Here is a 14,839-nt window from a genome sequence, read left to right on the forward strand (position 1 = left end):
CGCCCCCTCACTTATGGGGGGCTGTTTGTTTAGTAAAATTTTTCTATATAAAGTAATGGATTTATTGTATATTTAGGATAATATTGTATCAAATTCCCTTTAAAGAGATTATTTTGCTGATATGTATGAAAACAACAACCTTAAATCAGATTGGGATTTTTGCCGTTAATCACAGGGCCCAGACGATCAACGGCTCCATCGCAGAGTGCAGGGGGAATTCATTCTATTCGGAGGTGCAAAAGATGGCGCGTGTGTTGGTTGTGATTACTCCGGCGGAAGGTCATGTTAATCCGACGCTAGGGTTAATAAAGCAGTTGACGGACAATGGCGAGGAAGTTGTCTATGTGTGCACGGAGGAGTATCGTACCCGTATTGAACAAACCGGAGCCGAGTTGCGGACGTATCCTTTTCCCGAGGACGCTTTTTCCCATGATCCGGTGCTAAAGCCGGCGGAGTACAAGCATCCTTATCAGTTCGTCTATATGATGGTTGGCGGGATTATTCGGAAGATGATCCCGGAAGTGCTGCGGGTTACGGCGAATGAGAAGTTCGATTATTTGATTTTCGACTCCTTGATGGGCTGGGGAGGCACGATCCTTGCAGAAAAGCTGGGAATTCCTGCGGTATGCTCCATCGCTTCCTTTGCTTTCGTAGAGCCTTTGGGGACCGATCAAGGCTTGGACGAGAAGCGTGCGGACGTCAAGGAGCTGTATGAGGCCACGATGAAGTTGACGCGGCAATTAGCCGACGAATTTCAAGTGCGTGCTCCCGCTATGGATGAGATTGCCAAACATGCGGGGCAATTAAAGCTCGTTTATACTAGCCGCTATTTTCAACCGCAAGCGGAAAAGCTGGACGATAGCTTTATTTTTGTCGGTCCTTCGATCGTACCGCGTCAAGATGCTCCGTTTTTCCCGTTCGAACAGCTGCGTGCCCGGTATCGTCAGACGGTTTACATTGCCATGGGAACCATCTTAAATAAAGACTTGGATTTCTACAAGCTATGCTTTGACGCGTTTCAGGATTTACCGGTGCAGTTCGTCTTATCTTCAGGCAAAAATACGAATATGGAACCGTTGATGGATCGGATCCCCGATAATTTTATTGTAAAGCCCTACGTTCCACAGCTGGACATGCTGCAGCACGCTGATGCCTTCATTACCCATGCAGGAATGAATAGCACAAGTGAGGCCTTGTATTACAATGTGCCTCTCGTGATGATTCCCTTAACCTCGGATCAGCCTCTCGTGGCGAAGCGGGTGCAAGAGCTGGGAGCGGGCATTACTTTAGATAAAAATAACCTCAGCCCCGCTGCTTTGAGAGCTGCCTTAGCGGAAGTACTGGGCAATCCGGCTTATAAGCAGCAAGCTCATGTGATCGGCGAATCTTTACGCCAGGCCGGCGGCTATAAGCGGGCTGCCGATGCCATAACGAATTATTTTGGCATTACCAACAGATAAAGTGAGGATATCCCATAGAACAGGTGCATCATGGCGCTTGGAACGAAACCGACGCCCGGTCAGGCCGAAGGCAGCGGACGGCCCGAGCAGACCGGAGCCGGAGTCCGGGCGGACAACGGCGCAGCAGCCAGGCCGCTTACCCCAAGCGATGTCGGTCCGGTATGGATGCGGTAGGATGACAGAAAGTTACGGCCGGTTTCCGGCGGAACCGCCGGCATGGTGCAGGCTCCGGTATTCACTCGGGGATACGGTCGTATACTTTTTGAACAGATTGGAGAAGTAAAAGCGCTCCAGACCGATTTTTCCGGCAATGTCTTCCACAGATAAGTTCGAGTGGGTGAGCAGCCACTTGGCTTTCTCGATCCGGACTTTGTTGATGTATTCGCTTGGGGATACGTGAAAGAGGGTTTTGAAATACCGGCAGAAATAATTCGGATTATAATGAAACGCGCCGGCCAGCCTTTTCGGTGTCAGCGACTCGGAAAGATGGTCCTCGATGTACCGCAAAATCTCGTTCGTCCGGAAGGCGGACGGCGACGACGTCAGGCGGAGCGTCTGAGACGGCGCGTTGTCCATGTAATATGACATAATCTCGTAGAGGATTCCGTTCGTTTTCAAGGAGGAAGTCATCTGATTTTCCGCCTGGCCGGCGATCACGAGCCGTTCGAACAGACGCACGAGCTCGGGCAGATCGCTTTCCTTCACTGGAATGAAATAAGGAAATTCGATCAGTTGGGACAGATGGCAGCTGCCGACCTTGGCCAAGAAGTGACACCAATACTTCGTGAAGGTGTTGGGACTTACCGTCCCGTAGCTAAGAGGAGTGTCGGCAGGCAAATAATAGAGCTGTCCCGGGGCGGGGAAATATTCCTGAAGGCCGACCTGAATCCGTCCCTCGCCGCCGAGGATCAAGTAAAACCGATTGTACCCGTCCTTCCTGAGCGGCCTTCCCCAGTTCGGAGAGACACGCTCGCTGAAGCGGGCGACGATGAGCTCCATCTGCAAATTTTTGAAGCAGTTTCGAATGACCTCGTTCTGACTTCCGCCCATGCGTAGGTCCCTCCCTCCAGCCCCTAGTGTATCACATCTCAGGCTGCCTCCGGTAGCGGGGGAAGGCGGGCCCGCTTTACAGGCGGACAGTGGACAAAGTCTGCGGCTGCCGGGAGGGAAAAGAGCAAGAAGAGGCTTTTCTCTCGATTCGTTTCCTGTATAATGGAATGAAAGCAATTACAATTGCTATCGGGGAAATGCGGGAGGCGTGCCAATTGCGACGAAAAGGAATTCGTTTCAACAAACATAGCGTGATCGTCACGTGGCTCATTTCCTACATTTCGGTGCTGCTTGTTCCGGTTATGATCAGCGCGATTTTATATGCCGCCGCTTGGCATGTGGTAGAATCGGAAATCAACCGCGCCAACGAATCGATGCTTCGGCAGATGGAGCAGGCGATTGACGGCAATCTGGCAGGGATCGAACGGTTAAGCCTCGAAATTTCGTTGAATCGGAGGGTAGCCGGATTTATCAATGCGCAGCAGCCGCTTACGGACAGCGACTATTACGATTTGGTCAGTATTGCGGGCGACCTGCGGGTGTATCAGGTGGCCAACGATTTTATCGAACAGATCTACGTTTATTACAAAAACAGCGACACCGTGTTGTCGGCCCGGGAACATATCGACAGCCGGACGCTGTACGGAAAATTGCGCGTGAAAGACGAAACAAGCTACGAGGAATGGAAGGCATTCTTCAGCAAGCGGTACATTCAGGAATATGTCCCCGTCACGATGCGCGGAGACGGCGAGCCGGTCAAGGCCGTCATGTACGCCAAATCGGTCACTCTCGACCATACGGATCAGCCGGGAGCGGTGATACTGTTCGTCATCAAGGATTCGAAGCTGCTGGACAATATCGCGCCGGCGAATCAAGCTTCGATCGCCGTCGTGGATAAGCAGAACCGCCTGGTTGCCTCGAACGGCTTTGACCATCACCCGGCTGCGCCGGTTTACGATCGTCTCTCGAACAAGCACGGCCTCTTGTATGAAACGATTTCCGGCAAAAAGGTTGCCGTGTCCTACACGACGTCGGACAGCACGGGCTGGAAATACGTTTCGATGATTCCCGCCGAGCTGTTCGACGACAAGATGAAAACGATGAAGCTGCTTATCTATTCCAGCATCGGCTTAAGTCTTATTGTCGGCGGAGTCGTAACGTTCCTGTTCTTGCGAAAAAATTACAATCCGATCAGTATGCTGATCCGCAGCCTATCCGTAAAATCGGGCATCTCCTTCGACGAAGGGTCAAACGAGTACGGGTACCTGGAGGAGGCGCTCAATACGACGTTTGCCGAGAAGGAGAAGATCGACCAGCGGCTTCGCCGGCATCGTGACGCCATCCGTTCCCATTTGTTCCAAAGTCTGCTTAAGGGCAGGCTGGAGCAAAACGTTCCGGTACACGAGTCGTTGGCCGCCCACGATATCCGGTTGGCTTCGCCATACTTTGCCGTCCTTCTGTTTCACGTCGATCATTACGGCAAACTTGATCCATCGGGTTATCCCGATCCCCGGATGGGCAGGCTGCTGCATTTTATCATCATGAACGTGGTGGAGGAAGTGGCCGGCAGCCGCCATCAGGCTTTTACGACGGAAATGGACGATATGCTCGCTTGCATCGTCAATTTTGGGACGGCCCCCGATGAGGAGGAGCTTCAGCGAATCGCGGCACAGGTCAAATCGTTTCTGCTCGATCATTTCCATATCCGCCTGACCGCAGCGATCAGCGGCATCCATCAGGAGCTGTACGGGATTCCGCGCGCCTATCAGGAAACGCTGGAGGCGCTGGAATACCGTCTGGTGATGGGGAGCGGGGAAATTATCCGGTATGGCGATCTGCCTGGTTCGGATACGGCGCATCCGGCCGGCAGCTACTACTATCCGTTGCATGTGGAGCAGCAGCTGATTAATTTCGTCAAGACCGGCGACAACGAGAAATCGAGTGCGATGATCGACGAAATTATCGGCCTTAACGTCACCGGCGCGTCGCTGTCCGTTCCGCTGGCCAAATGTCTCATGTTCGATATGATCAGCACGCTTCTGAAAACGATGGACGAAATCGGCGCAGGAGGCAAGCGGGATTTCCTCGAGCGGGTCAATCCGGTGGAGCGGTTGACCGGCTGCGAAACGATGATGGAGATGCAGGTACAGATCCGCGAGGTGCTGGGCGAGGTATGCCGCTTGATCCAGGAGGAGCGCAGCCAGGAGCAGAGCAATCTGCTGAGTCAGCAGGTCCTCTCTTATATAAGGGAGCATTACAACGATGAAAACCTCAACATCTCGATGCTCGGCGAAGCGTTCGGGTTGACTCCGTCTTATTTGTCGAAGCAGTTTAAGGCTCAGACGGGCCAGGCGCTGCTTGATGTGATCAGCATGACCCGGCTGGAGGCAGCGAAGCGGCTGCTTCCGGATGCGAAGCTGTCGGTTGCGGAAATCGCCAGAAAGGTCGGCTACGCCGACATCAATACGTTCAACCGGATTTTCAAAAAGTTCGAAGGCATTACGCCGGGAAAATACAGAGAGCTCTAATGATTGCTGGCCCGTCCAGAAAAAGCCGTTCAAGCATGCTTGCGCGGCTTTTTCGGTTTTTGCACAGGGATTGCGGAAAAGCGCGGCGCCCGACTGCCAATTTTAACGGTGGAGTTTCGATTTTGAATATAGCTTGGAGACGCGCTTCGTAGCATAATAGCGCTAAGGTGCAGCAAAGCGAGTGCACACTTTCTCAAATCGTAGGGGGATTCGCATGAAACAAAGCTCTGCCGGCAAATCGTTTCGCGCAGCGGCATGTATCGTCCTGGCTTCCAGCCTGGCCGTCGCATGCACCAAACAAAATATCGGGGATGGACAGAATGCGCCGAAAGCGTCGCCGTCATCGGAAGCAGGCAAGTACCCCATCCAAACGAAGGAAACGCTGACCTCGTGGGAGCAAATCAACACGAACCTGATCACTTTCGTGCCCAACCTGGCCGACTCGCCGTTCGGCAAACAGCTGGAGAAGGAAACAGGCGTCAAAGTCAAATATGCGCATCCGGCCGACGGACAGTCGAAGGAGCAGTTCAACCTGCTGATCGCGTCGAACAAATTGCCGGACGTCATCGAATACGACTGGAACAGCTCCTACCCCGGAGGAGCGGAGAAGGCGATCGCCGACAAGGTCATCCTGCCGCTTAACGATTATATTGACAAGTATGCGCCCAATCTGAAGAAAAGGCTGCAGCAGGACCCGGAGCTCGACAAAATGGTGAAGACGGACAGCGGCAAATATTATGTATTTCCGATGATCCGCCCCGACAACGGGCTTGTATTCCGCGGGCCGATGATCCGCAAAGACTGGCTGGACGAATTGAAGCTGCAAGTGCCGACGACAATCGACGAATGGTACACCGTTTTGAAAGCGTTTAAAGAACAAAAGGGAGCGTCGGCTCCGTTCACGGCGATGTACAGCAACGAGTTTAATATTCAAGACACGTTTATCGGCGCCTACCGTACGGCCAACCGGTTCTATATCGACGATCAAGGCAAGGTAAAGTACGGGCCGATCGATCCGCAGTTTAAGGAAGCGCTTGCTCTGCTTCGGAAATGGTATGCGGAAGGGCTGATCGATAAGGATTTTGCCTTGAACACGGACTCGAAGACGCTGGACAACAAAATGCTGGGCGAAAATTCGGGGGCCACCGTCTCTCTGCTCAGCGGCGGCATGGGCCGTTGGATGGAAACCGGGAAGAAGAAAAATCCGAAATTCCAGCTCGTTGCCGCGCCGTATCCGACCTTGAAAAAAGGGGAGCGGGCCTTCATCGGGCAGCGTGATTTCAAATACAATCCGTCCGCCAGCAAAGCGGTAACCGCCGATACGAAGCATCCCGAGCTGGCCGTCCAGTGGCTGGATTACGCTTTCAGCGAGAAGGGCAGCCTGCTGTTCAACTTCGGGATTGAGGGCGAGAGCTATTCGATGAAGGACGGCGCACCGCAATTCACCGAGAAGATGACGAAAAACGATAAATATAACTTCCAGCAAATGGTATCTCAATATACGAAGCCCAACGGGCCGTTCCCGGGGGACAGCCGGAAAAACTTCAACACGTTCCCGGAGCAGGATGAAGCCGTGAAGATCTGGTCCGAAACCGACGCCGCCAAGCATGTGATGCCGCTGTTCATTACGCCGACGGTCGAGGAAAGCAAGGAAGTGGCCAAGCTGAATACGGCGATCGCGAGCTACAAGGAAGAAATGTTCGTGAAATTTATTATGGGCAAGGAACCGATCGACAAATTCGACGATTACGTGAAGCAGATTCAATCGATGGGAATCGATAAGGTGACGAAAATTTATCAGGAAGCGCTGGACCGGTACAATAAACGATAATTCGGGCTTGGAAAGGAGAGAGAGGATGAGCGCAATGACCCCGGAAACGACGATTGCCGCCATTACACCGAAAAAACGTGCGGGCATCGGCCTGCTGGTCGATATCCGGAAAAATAAGCTGCTGTACGTTATGCTGCTTCCGGTGCTGCTCTTTTATGTGGTATTTCATTATGCTCCGATGTATGGGGCCGTCATCGCGTTTAAAGATTTTTCGCCCCGGCTCGGGATATGGGAGAGTCCATGGATCGGCTTCGAGCATTTCGAGACGTTTTTCACCGGGGCTTATTTCTGGAGAACGATAAAAAATACGCTGCTGATCAGCTTCTACGAGCTGCTGTTCGGCTTTCCGGCGCCGATCGTTCTTGCTCTGCTGCTTAATGAAGTGAGACATACGCTATTCAAGCGCACGGTGCAGACCGTCACCTATTTGCCGCACTTCATCTCGCTTGTCGTCATTTGCGGCATTGTGAAGGACTTTACAGCCAGCGATGGCGTCATCAACGATATTCTCGTCTACATGGGGGGAGAACGCCTTTCGCTGCTCCTTGAACCGGATATGTTCCGCACGATCTACGTCTCGTCAGGGATATGGCAGCATATCGGCTGGGGAACGATCATCTTTTTGGCTGCCTTGACCGGCATCGATCCCGAGCAGTACGAAGCTGCCAGGATGGACGGTGCCGGACGGTGGAAGCAAATGCTGCATGTGACGATTCCGGGCTTGATGCCGACGATCGTCATCCTGCTTATTTTGAACATCGGACGGCTGATGAACGTCGGATTCGAGAAGATCATCCTGCTGTACAATCCGAGCACGTACGAGACAGCCGATGTCATCTCGTCGTATGTGTACCGGGTCGGCTTGCAGGATTTCAATTACAGCTTCAGCTCGGCGGTCGGGTTGTTTAATTCCGCAATCAATTTCCTTCTCGTGATCTTTTCCAACTGGCTGAGCCGCAAGCTGAACAATACAAGCTTATGGTAGAAAGGAGGAGCAGCCGATGCTGAACCGGCGCACCGTTTCGGAAAGATGCTTCGATGCCGGCAACGTCGTCTTTTTGACTTTGCTGATGGTGCTCACCATTTACCCGATCGTGTACGTAGCGTTCGCTTCCGTCAGCGACGCCGCAAGCTTGATGGCGCACAAAGGCATGCTGTGGAAGCCGCTCGGATTTTCGCTCGAGGCGTACGCGAGCGTGTTTAACAACCCGATGATTTTGAAGGGCTACGGCAATACGCTGTTCGTCGTCATCGTCGGCCTTGCGTTCAATCTGTCGCTTACGGCCTTCGGGGCGTATGCCTTGTCGCGCAAAAGCTTGCGCTACCGCAAGCCGCTTATGCTGTTCATCGTCTTCACGATGTTTTTCAGCGGAGGACTGATCCCGTTTTATTTTACAGTCAAAGGAATCGGGCTTGCCGACTCGCTGTGGGCGCTTATTATTCCGCATGCGATCAATACATTCAATCTGATCATCATGAAAACGTCGTTCGAGGCGATCCCCGACAGCCTTGAGGAATCGGCCAAGATCGACGGAGCGAACGATTTCGTCATCCTGTTCCGCATCATGCTGCCGCTCTCGATGCCCGTCATCGCGGTCATGATGCTGTATTATGGCGTCAGTCATTGGAATTCCTGGTTCCATGCGATGATTTTCCTGCAGGACCGGTCGCTGTATCCGCTGCAGCTCGTGCTCCGCGAGATTTTGCTCCAGGGCGAAGCCAGCTCGATGGCCGTCGGCGCGACGGACAGCGATGTGGCGATGCTGTCGGTAACGCTGAAATATGCAACGATCATCGTCGCGACGGTGCCGATTCTTCTGGTATATCCGTTCCTGCAAAAGTATTTCGTGAAGGGCGCGCTCGTCGGCGCAATCAAAGGATAAGGAGCGAAACCCGAGGGATGAGTGGAAACGAAACGGAAACTGTCCGCCTGGAGCTCGATTGGGAGCGGTTTATGGCCGATAACGATATGGAATGGGTCGTTAAGCCCGTCAGCTGGGACGAAGGGGCTTTTATCGGCAATGGGCTGATCGGCGCGATGATTTATGGGGAGGAGAACGCCAGGAAGCGGAACGTGCTGCGGTTCGTTGCAGGCCGGACGGACGTGACGGCGACCCGGACGGACTGTGCAGGCTTCCGCCCGCGCGTGCCGATCGGCGAGCTCGATCTGGAGCTGGAAGGGATGATTTATCATCCGACCTCGCTGCGGCTGGATTTGTGGCATGCCGAGCTGCGGGGCGTATTGACGACGACCCGCGGAGAGGTCCGGGTCCGGGCTTTCGCCCACAGCGAAGCGGAAGTGATGGCTATCGAGCTTGAAACGACGGAAGGAGAAGCGGACGCACGCCTGGTATGGTATGCGAATTCCGAGGTGGACCCGGTGCTCAAGCATGCCGACGGCATCAATATGAACCAGTACATTCCTGCGGAAACGGTGGACAAAACGGCCGGAAGCGGCGGGATATCCTTCTCCGTCCAGCGGTATGCCCCGAGCGAGAGCGAAGGCTGCGTCACGGCTTGGAAGGAAATACGGGCGTCCGAAGGCCGCCGCAAGATCTGGTACGTCAGCATCGTCAACGGCCATGACGAGAGAGCAAAGGAGCAAGCTGCGGCCGCGGTGAGGAAAGCTTCGGAGAACGATTTCGGCGCGTGGGTCGGTGCGCACCGCCGATGGTGGCACCGGTATTACCGGCAAAGCTTCGTTTCGATCCCGGACGGGCGGCTGGAAAGCTTCTATTGGATTCAGATGTATAAGCTGGCCTCGGCCACGCGGGCCGACCGGCCGCTGATCGACAATCAGGGACCGTGGCTTGCCCCGACGCCTTGGCCGGGAATCTGGTTCAACATGAACGTGCAAATGAGCTATTCGCCGGTATATGCGGCCAACCGGCTGGAGATCGGAGAATCGCTGGTGCGGGCGCTCGACGAGAACAGGGAGCATTTGACCGCGAACGTGCCCGAGCCGTTCCGGCATGATTCGGCGGGACTCGGCCGCAGCTGCAGCTTTGATCTGAAAAGCGAGGTAGACGACGAGGTCGGCAACCTGGCCTGGATATGCCACAATGTGTGGCGGCATTACCGGTATTCTATGGATGACGAGATGCTGAGAAACGTGCTGTATCCGATCTTGCGGGGAAGCGTGAATTACTATATCCACCTGCTGGAAGAAGAGGAAGACGGCAGGCTGCATCTGCCGCCGACCATCTCCCCCGAATACGGCTCGTTTATGCGGACGAGGGTGCGCGATTGCCATTACGATCTGGCGCTTCTCCGTTGGGGCTGCGAAACGCTGCTGGCGATAAGCGAGCGATTGGGGGAAGCGGACCCGTTGTGCTGGAAATGGCTGCACGTTCTGGACCGGCTGGCTCCGCTGCCGGTGGACGAGACCGGCTTCATGATCGGCCGCGATACGCCGCTTGCGTACGGCCACCGGCACTTCAGCCATCTGCTCGCCGTTTTTCCGCTGCACCTGATCGGCTGCGACAAGGAGGAGGACCGGGAGCTGATCGCCACCTCGCTTCGCCATTGGATCGGCAAGGAGGGCGATCTGCGCGGCTTCAGTCTGACCGGCGCCGCATCCATCGCCGCGACGCTTGGCTGGGGGAATGAAGCGCTGCGCCTGCTGCAAGCGCTGCTGCTGATCGTCAAGCCGAATACGATGTACAAAGAAGCGGGACCGGTCATCGAGACGCCGCTTGCGGGAGCGGAGGCGATTCATGACATGCTGCTGCAAAGCTGGGGCGGCACGATCCGCATTTTCCCGGCCGTCCCGGACGAATGGCGGGAAGCGGCGTTTCACGATCTGCGCGCCGAAGGGGCTTTTCTCGTCAGCGCCGTGCGCAGCGAGGGCAGAACCCGGTTTATCCGGGTGAAAAGCTCGGCCGGGGAGCCGTGTATTGTCCGGACCGGGTGGACGGGCGTTGTCCGGTGGCGGAAAGCCGGAACAGCCGTCCCGGAAGCGACGGTTGATTTGGGAACGCAACAAGGGGAAATCGCTTTGAATTTGCAAAAGGGAGAGGAAGCGATTCTGTATCCGGACGGCGAGCTTCCGGATCTGCGAATACGGCCGGTATCGCCGTCCGGAAGACCCGTCCGCTATTTCGGCGGGCATAAGCCTTGGCGGCTTTACGGCTTTCCGTTTCGGGATCGGGAATGACCGGCGCCGGGGAGAAGGCCGAAAACTGCAGATTTTAATGATCTTTTTGGCATTTTGATGATTTCTTTTGCCCCGTTTTTCTTTGTACAATAAAACCGGAGTGCACTCTGCAATCAAAAAAAAGAAGGAGCGATGAAATGATACGACGAACAAAGCTATTTACCGTTTTTGCATGCGCTTGCTTGCTTCCTGCGCTTATTCCTGCCGCCCCCGGCTACGCAGCGGATGCCAAGCTGCCGGTTCCGGCGTCTGCCGTAACGGCAAGTAAGGACGACGGCAACGTTCCTGCCAATACGGTAGACGGCAATCTGGCCACACGCTGGTCCGCCAGCGGCGACGGGGAATGGATCAAATTCGATCTCGGCGCCAACAAGAAGGTCAGCTATATGAAAATGGCATTTCTCAACGGGGATACCAGAACCTCCAAGTTCGATATTCAAACCTCGACCGACAATGTGAGCTTTAAGACGGTGAAGGCGAATGTGACGAGCAGCTTGAACGCGGGCCTGCAAACCTTTGATTTTCCCGATGTCAACGCGGCCCGGTACGTAAGGGTTATCGGACACGGCAACTCGGCCAATGCCTGGAACAGCTACACCGAAGTGGAGATTTATGGGGAGGGCGCCGAAGGCGTGCCGGTTTCCACCTCTGAAGAGCTGACTGCGGCTATTAAAAATGCGGCTGCAGGCACGACGATTGTGCTCGCCGACGGTACCTATACGCAAAATGGTCCCTTCGTCGTAAGCGGCAAACACGGCATGGAGAATAGCCCTATTACGATCAAGGCGGCGAATCCGGGACGGGCCGTTATTTCCGGCGGGGCCTCGTTCAAAATTCAAAATTCGTCCTACGTTACGATTGAGGGCTTGAAGTTTACGAACACCGGCAACAAGGCCGTCCTCCTTGACGGCTCCAACAATATTCGGGTGACCCGGAATCGATTCGCTTTGCCGGCAACCGGAAAAGACTTGATCTGGCTGCAGGTGAGCGGAGCGAACAGCCATCACAACCAGATCGACCATAATGATTTTGGTCCCAAGAGCGACACTGGCCCGCTCATTGCCTACGAAGGCGACGGCGATGGGAACATTTCGCAGCACGACAAGATCGAATACAACTACTTCCACGATATCGGCCCGTGGGTAGACAACGGCAAGGAAACGATCCGCCTGGGGCTATCCAAAATCTCGTTATCCAAAGGCGACAACTTCATTCAATATAATCTGTTCGAGAACTGCGACGGCGAACCCGAAATTGTCTCCGTCAAAAGCGGCGGCAACACGGTCCGTTACAATACCTTCAAAACCTCGAAAGGGGGACTGACTTCGCGGCACGGCCATAAAAACGAGTTTTACGGGAACTTCTTCCTTGGCGACGGCGTAGAAACGGAGCAATCGGGAATTCGGGTATATGGCAACGATCATAAAATTTACAACAACTACTTCGAAAATCTTACGGGAACCGCCATCCATCTCGACAGCGGCAGCTTTGACGGCGGCGCCGACGGGAACCCGCCCAATGTGACGCCCGATCAATTGAAAGCGCATTGGAAAATTTACCGCGCCCAAGTCGTCAACAATACGATCGTCGGCAGCAAGACGGGAGTTGTCATCGGATCCGGGAAGAGGTCTTTCGCTCCTCAAGACAGCATCATAGCGAACAACATCGTGAAAAATTCCACGGGCACGCTTTATAACGAAGCGGTCGCCAGCAACACCGTATTCGAAGGCAACCTCGGGTATGGCAGCAAGCTGAGCAATAAGTCGAGAACGGCTTCGGAGATTCGTAACGCCGACCCGTTATTTCAAACCGTGAACGGATTGCAAAAATTATCCTCCGCCAGCAAGGCGGCGATTGACGCCGCCGTTGGAACGTACAGCTATATCAAGGAGGATATGGATGGCGAAGCCCGCACCTCCGCCCATGATATCGGAGCGGACGAATATTCCACGGCTTCGACCTTCAAGAATCGTCCGCTGCAGAAGACCGATGTAGGGCCGGACGCGCCATAATTTCAATTTTACATTTGCCGCAGAAAAAAGGAAAAGTGCCATCCCCGCGGGGAGAGGCACTTTTTCTCGTCCAGAGCTGCCTGATGGCAGCCTTATTTCGCAATGTAAAAGGCATTATTTTCAAACTTTGTCGTCAAGCCCAAATCCTCGACGGCCAATTTCCAGGTCATCGGGAAATAGGTCACATCATTGAGAACAAGCAGCGGATACGCTTCTGCCGAATTGTCGAACCAGGCATCGTTTACAAATACGTTGAAATCGGGAAGCTTGGCATATAGCTTTGCAGGCGGGGAACCAAGATCGGGATTCAGTTTGGCTGCTTTATTGGCCGTCTTCCGGATCACAAATCCCGTCTCTTTATCCCATTTGGTTTCTAGCCCCAAAGCCTGCGTATAGCTCCAAGTCATAGGGAAGTACGTAATATCCTTGTATGTGATGAGCGGATACTGCGCAGAAGCATTGGAAACCTCCTGATTATTTACATACACCTTAAAAGCCGGTAAATTCACCTTAATCATGCCGTCCGGGACTTCTTCCTTTGCCGGGGAAGGTGGAGCGGGCTTCGGCGAGCTTGTTGTGGAGCCGGAGGCGCCGCTGGAACCGCTTCCTCCGTTGTGATAATGATATTCGCCGTCTTCAAGCCCCCATTTTGCACAATTGGTTCTGCACGTGTGCCCTCCGTTTTTATCCGTTCTCCCGGGATGAGCGTTCGCGATCGGGGAAAAAGAAAGACTGAGTAGTGCAATCCCTAAAACGACATGCTTTAGTCTCATGAATACGACCCCCTATGTAGTTCTATCTTCTTATGATTTTACCATCCATAGGAAAATAGAACAATTGGATCAAGCAAATTTTAACCATGATGAAATAGATTAAATCGACGTGACGGGTTTTTGCTCATTATTCAACGACAATCCGCGAAAAAGTTATCATTTGCATGAATGTGATACGATTTAGGGGAAATCAACTTTTGAACAAAGGATGTGTTATACGATGAAACTGAATCATCTCAATTTGACTGTCACGGACGTTCCAGCCGCACAACAGTTTTTGGAAACTTATTTCGGACTCAAACCGATGGATACGAGCGGAGATGCGCGCGGCACTTCGTTCGCGGTGCTGTTTGACGATAACGGCATGGTGATCACGTTAATGAAAGGAGCCCAGGTTGAATACCCTAAGACGTTTCATATTGGCTTCATCCAGGAGAGCGAAGAGAAGGTGAACGAGATCAACCAACGGATGAAGGACGACGGATTCGAGGTTAAGCCGCCGCAAAGGTCGCATGGGTGGACGTTCTATGTGAAAGCCCCAGGCGGTTTTACCGTCGAGGTGCTCGCTTAAGGGAAACTTCGATAGTGCAAGAGCAAGAGTACGAGCCGGTCGAAGGCCTATTCCTTCTGCCGGTTCGTTTTTTTGCTTTCCGATTGAGAATTTTGTCGAAAAATGCAACAAAAAGTACGCCTTTAGTTTTGTTTCGGCTTGGGAAAAACAGGACAAACGACGGATGGATTATCTTATTATAAGTCTACCGGTTCAAAAACATTGGCATAACTTGTCATCGGAATCGTTTGAATGGAATAATGAAAGGGTCGTGTCGGCCGCAGAGGCTGAAGCCGAAGAGCATGAGGCAATGCTGCCGGGCATCCCCCGGCGGTGGAAGGACAACAGCCCGGTGCGGATCGAGTCGGCCGACGTTGCGGAGGATAAGCGGTCCGTCCGCATCCGGTCCCGGAATCAGCTGCGGACGTTGGAGTATACGAAGAAAGACGGCAGACTGCCGCCTAGGGGCAACGGAAACC

The 14,839-nt window shown here is 53.7% G+C and carries 11 protein-coding genes and 1 pseudogene; 9 read left to right on the forward strand and 3 right to left on the reverse strand.

Annotated elements, in window-relative coordinates:
• The first annotated feature begins 242 nt into the window (after positions 1-242).
• On the forward strand, positions 243-1,460 hold the full coding sequence (locus PEH01S_RS25040; RefSeq protein ID WP_127488708.1) for a macrolide family glycosyltransferase: 1,218 nt from the start codon (positions 243-245) through the stop codon (positions 1,458-1,460).
• A gap of 30 nt (positions 1,461-1,490) precedes the next feature.
• On the forward strand, positions 1,491-1,634 hold the full coding sequence (locus PEH01S_RS34765) for a hypothetical protein (protein WP_164828039.1): 144 nt from the start codon (positions 1,491-1,493) through the stop codon (positions 1,632-1,634).
• 12 nt (positions 1,635-1,646) lie between these two features.
• Here the strand turns inward: PEH01S_RS34765 and PEH01S_RS25045 are convergent, their stop codons facing one another.
• Positions 1,647-2,510 (reverse strand): helix-turn-helix domain-containing protein, encoded by an 864-nt coding sequence (locus PEH01S_RS25045; protein ID WP_127488710.1) that lies wholly within the window; start codon positions 2,508-2,510, stop codon positions 1,647-1,649.
• A gap of 215 nt (positions 2,511-2,725) precedes the next feature.
• Between PEH01S_RS25045 and PEH01S_RS25050 the strand changes: the two genes are divergently transcribed.
• The 6 genes from PEH01S_RS25050 to PEH01S_RS25075 all read left to right on the forward strand — a co-directional run bounded on the left by PEH01S_RS25050 (position 2,726) and on the right by PEH01S_RS25075 (position 13,037).
• Complete coding sequence (locus PEH01S_RS25050) at positions 2,726-5,038, forward strand: helix-turn-helix domain-containing protein (protein WP_127488712.1); 2,313 nt, start codon at positions 2,726-2,728, stop codon at positions 5,036-5,038.
• A gap of 214 nt (positions 5,039-5,252) precedes the next feature.
• Entirely contained in the window at positions 5,253-6,869 is a 1,617-nt protein-coding gene (locus PEH01S_RS25055; RefSeq protein ID WP_025844209.1) for an extracellular solute-binding protein, read from the forward strand.
• Between the two features lie 25 nt (positions 6,870-6,894).
• On the forward strand, positions 6,895-7,854 hold the full coding sequence (locus PEH01S_RS25060) for an ABC transporter permease (protein WP_025844211.1): 960 nt from the start codon (positions 6,895-6,897) through the stop codon (positions 7,852-7,854).
• A 16-nt stretch (positions 7,855-7,870) separates the two neighbouring features.
• A complete protein-coding gene (locus PEH01S_RS25065) occupies positions 7,871-8,752 on the forward strand; it encodes a carbohydrate ABC transporter permease (RefSeq protein WP_036712063.1) in 882 nt (293 codons plus the stop codon).
• Positions 8,753-8,769: 17 nt separating this feature from the next.
• Positions 8,770-11,025: a glycosyl hydrolase family 95 catalytic domain-containing protein gene (locus tag PEH01S_RS25070; RefSeq protein ID WP_127488714.1), complete on the forward strand. Its 2,256-nt coding sequence runs from the start codon at positions 8,770-8,772 to the stop codon at positions 11,023-11,025.
• Positions 11,026-11,162: 137 nt separating this feature from the next.
• Positions 11,163-13,037, forward strand: coding sequence for a chondroitinase-B domain-containing protein (locus PEH01S_RS25075; RefSeq protein WP_127488716.1), 1,875 nt, complete (start codon positions 11,163-11,165; stop codon positions 13,035-13,037).
• Positions 13,038-13,129: 92 nt separating this feature from the next.
• Here PEH01S_RS25075 and PEH01S_RS36025 read toward each other — a convergent pair whose 3' ends face one another.
• Positions 13,130-13,555 carry a hypothetical protein gene (locus PEH01S_RS36025; RefSeq protein WP_307720122.1) on the reverse strand — a complete coding sequence of 142 codons (426 nt, stop codon included), beginning with the start codon at positions 13,553-13,555 and terminating at the stop codon, positions 13,130-13,132.
• Positions 13,556-13,684: 129 nt separating this feature from the next.
• Positions 13,685-13,810 (reverse strand): annotated as a pseudogene (locus tag PEH01S_RS36030) (YHYH domain-containing protein); the annotation flags it as partial.
• A 220-nt stretch (positions 13,811-14,030) separates the two neighbouring features.
• On the opposite strand from PEH01S_RS36030, the gene PEH01S_RS25085 reads away from it, so the two are divergent.
• The gene (locus PEH01S_RS25085; RefSeq protein ID WP_025844217.1) at positions 14,031-14,381 is read left to right on the forward strand and encodes a VOC family protein; all 351 of its coding nucleotides are present in this window, start codon (positions 14,031-14,033) and stop codon (positions 14,379-14,381) included.
• Positions 14,382-14,839: the final 458 nt, after the last annotated feature.

Source organism: Paenibacillus ehimensis NBRC 15659, assembly GCF_004000785.1.
In the GTDB taxonomy this organism is placed as follows: Bacteria; Bacillota; Bacilli; order Paenibacillales; family NBRC-103111; genus Paenibacillus_G; species Paenibacillus_G ehimensis.

Excerpts from the sequence above, each read along its gene's own strand:
- PEH01S_RS25065 (WP_036712063.1), top strand. The coding sequence starts at position 7,871 with ATGCTGAACCGGCGCACCGTTTCGGAAAGATGCTTCGATGCCGGCAAC.
- PEH01S_RS25040 (WP_127488708.1), top strand. The coding sequence starts at position 243 with ATGGCGCGTGTGTTGGTTGTGATTACTCCGGCGGAAGGTCATGTTAAT.
- PEH01S_RS25055 (WP_025844209.1), top strand. The coding sequence starts at position 5,253 with ATGAAACAAAGCTCTGCCGGCAAATCGTTTCGCGCAGCGGCATGTATC.
- PEH01S_RS34765 (WP_164828039.1), top strand. The coding sequence starts at position 1,491 with ATGGCGCTTGGAACGAAACCGACGCCCGGTCAGGCCGAAGGCAGCGGA.
- PEH01S_RS25045 (WP_127488710.1), bottom strand. The coding sequence starts at position 2,510 with ATGGGCGGAAGTCAGAACGAGGTCATTCGAAACTGCTTCAAAAATTTG.
- PEH01S_RS36025 (WP_307720122.1), bottom strand. The coding sequence starts at position 13,555 with ATGATTAAGGTGAATTTACCGGCTTTTAAGGTGTATGTAAATAATCAG.
- PEH01S_RS25085 (WP_025844217.1), top strand. The coding sequence starts at position 14,031 with ATGAAACTGAATCATCTCAATTTGACTGTCACGGACGTTCCAGCCGCA.
- PEH01S_RS25070 (WP_127488714.1), top strand. The coding sequence starts at position 8,770 with ATGAGTGGAAACGAAACGGAAACTGTCCGCCTGGAGCTCGATTGGGAG.
- PEH01S_RS25060 (WP_025844211.1), top strand. The coding sequence starts at position 6,895 with ATGAGCGCAATGACCCCGGAAACGACGATTGCCGCCATTACACCGAAA.
- PEH01S_RS25075 (WP_127488716.1), top strand. The coding sequence starts at position 11,163 with ATGATACGACGAACAAAGCTATTTACCGTTTTTGCATGCGCTTGCTTG.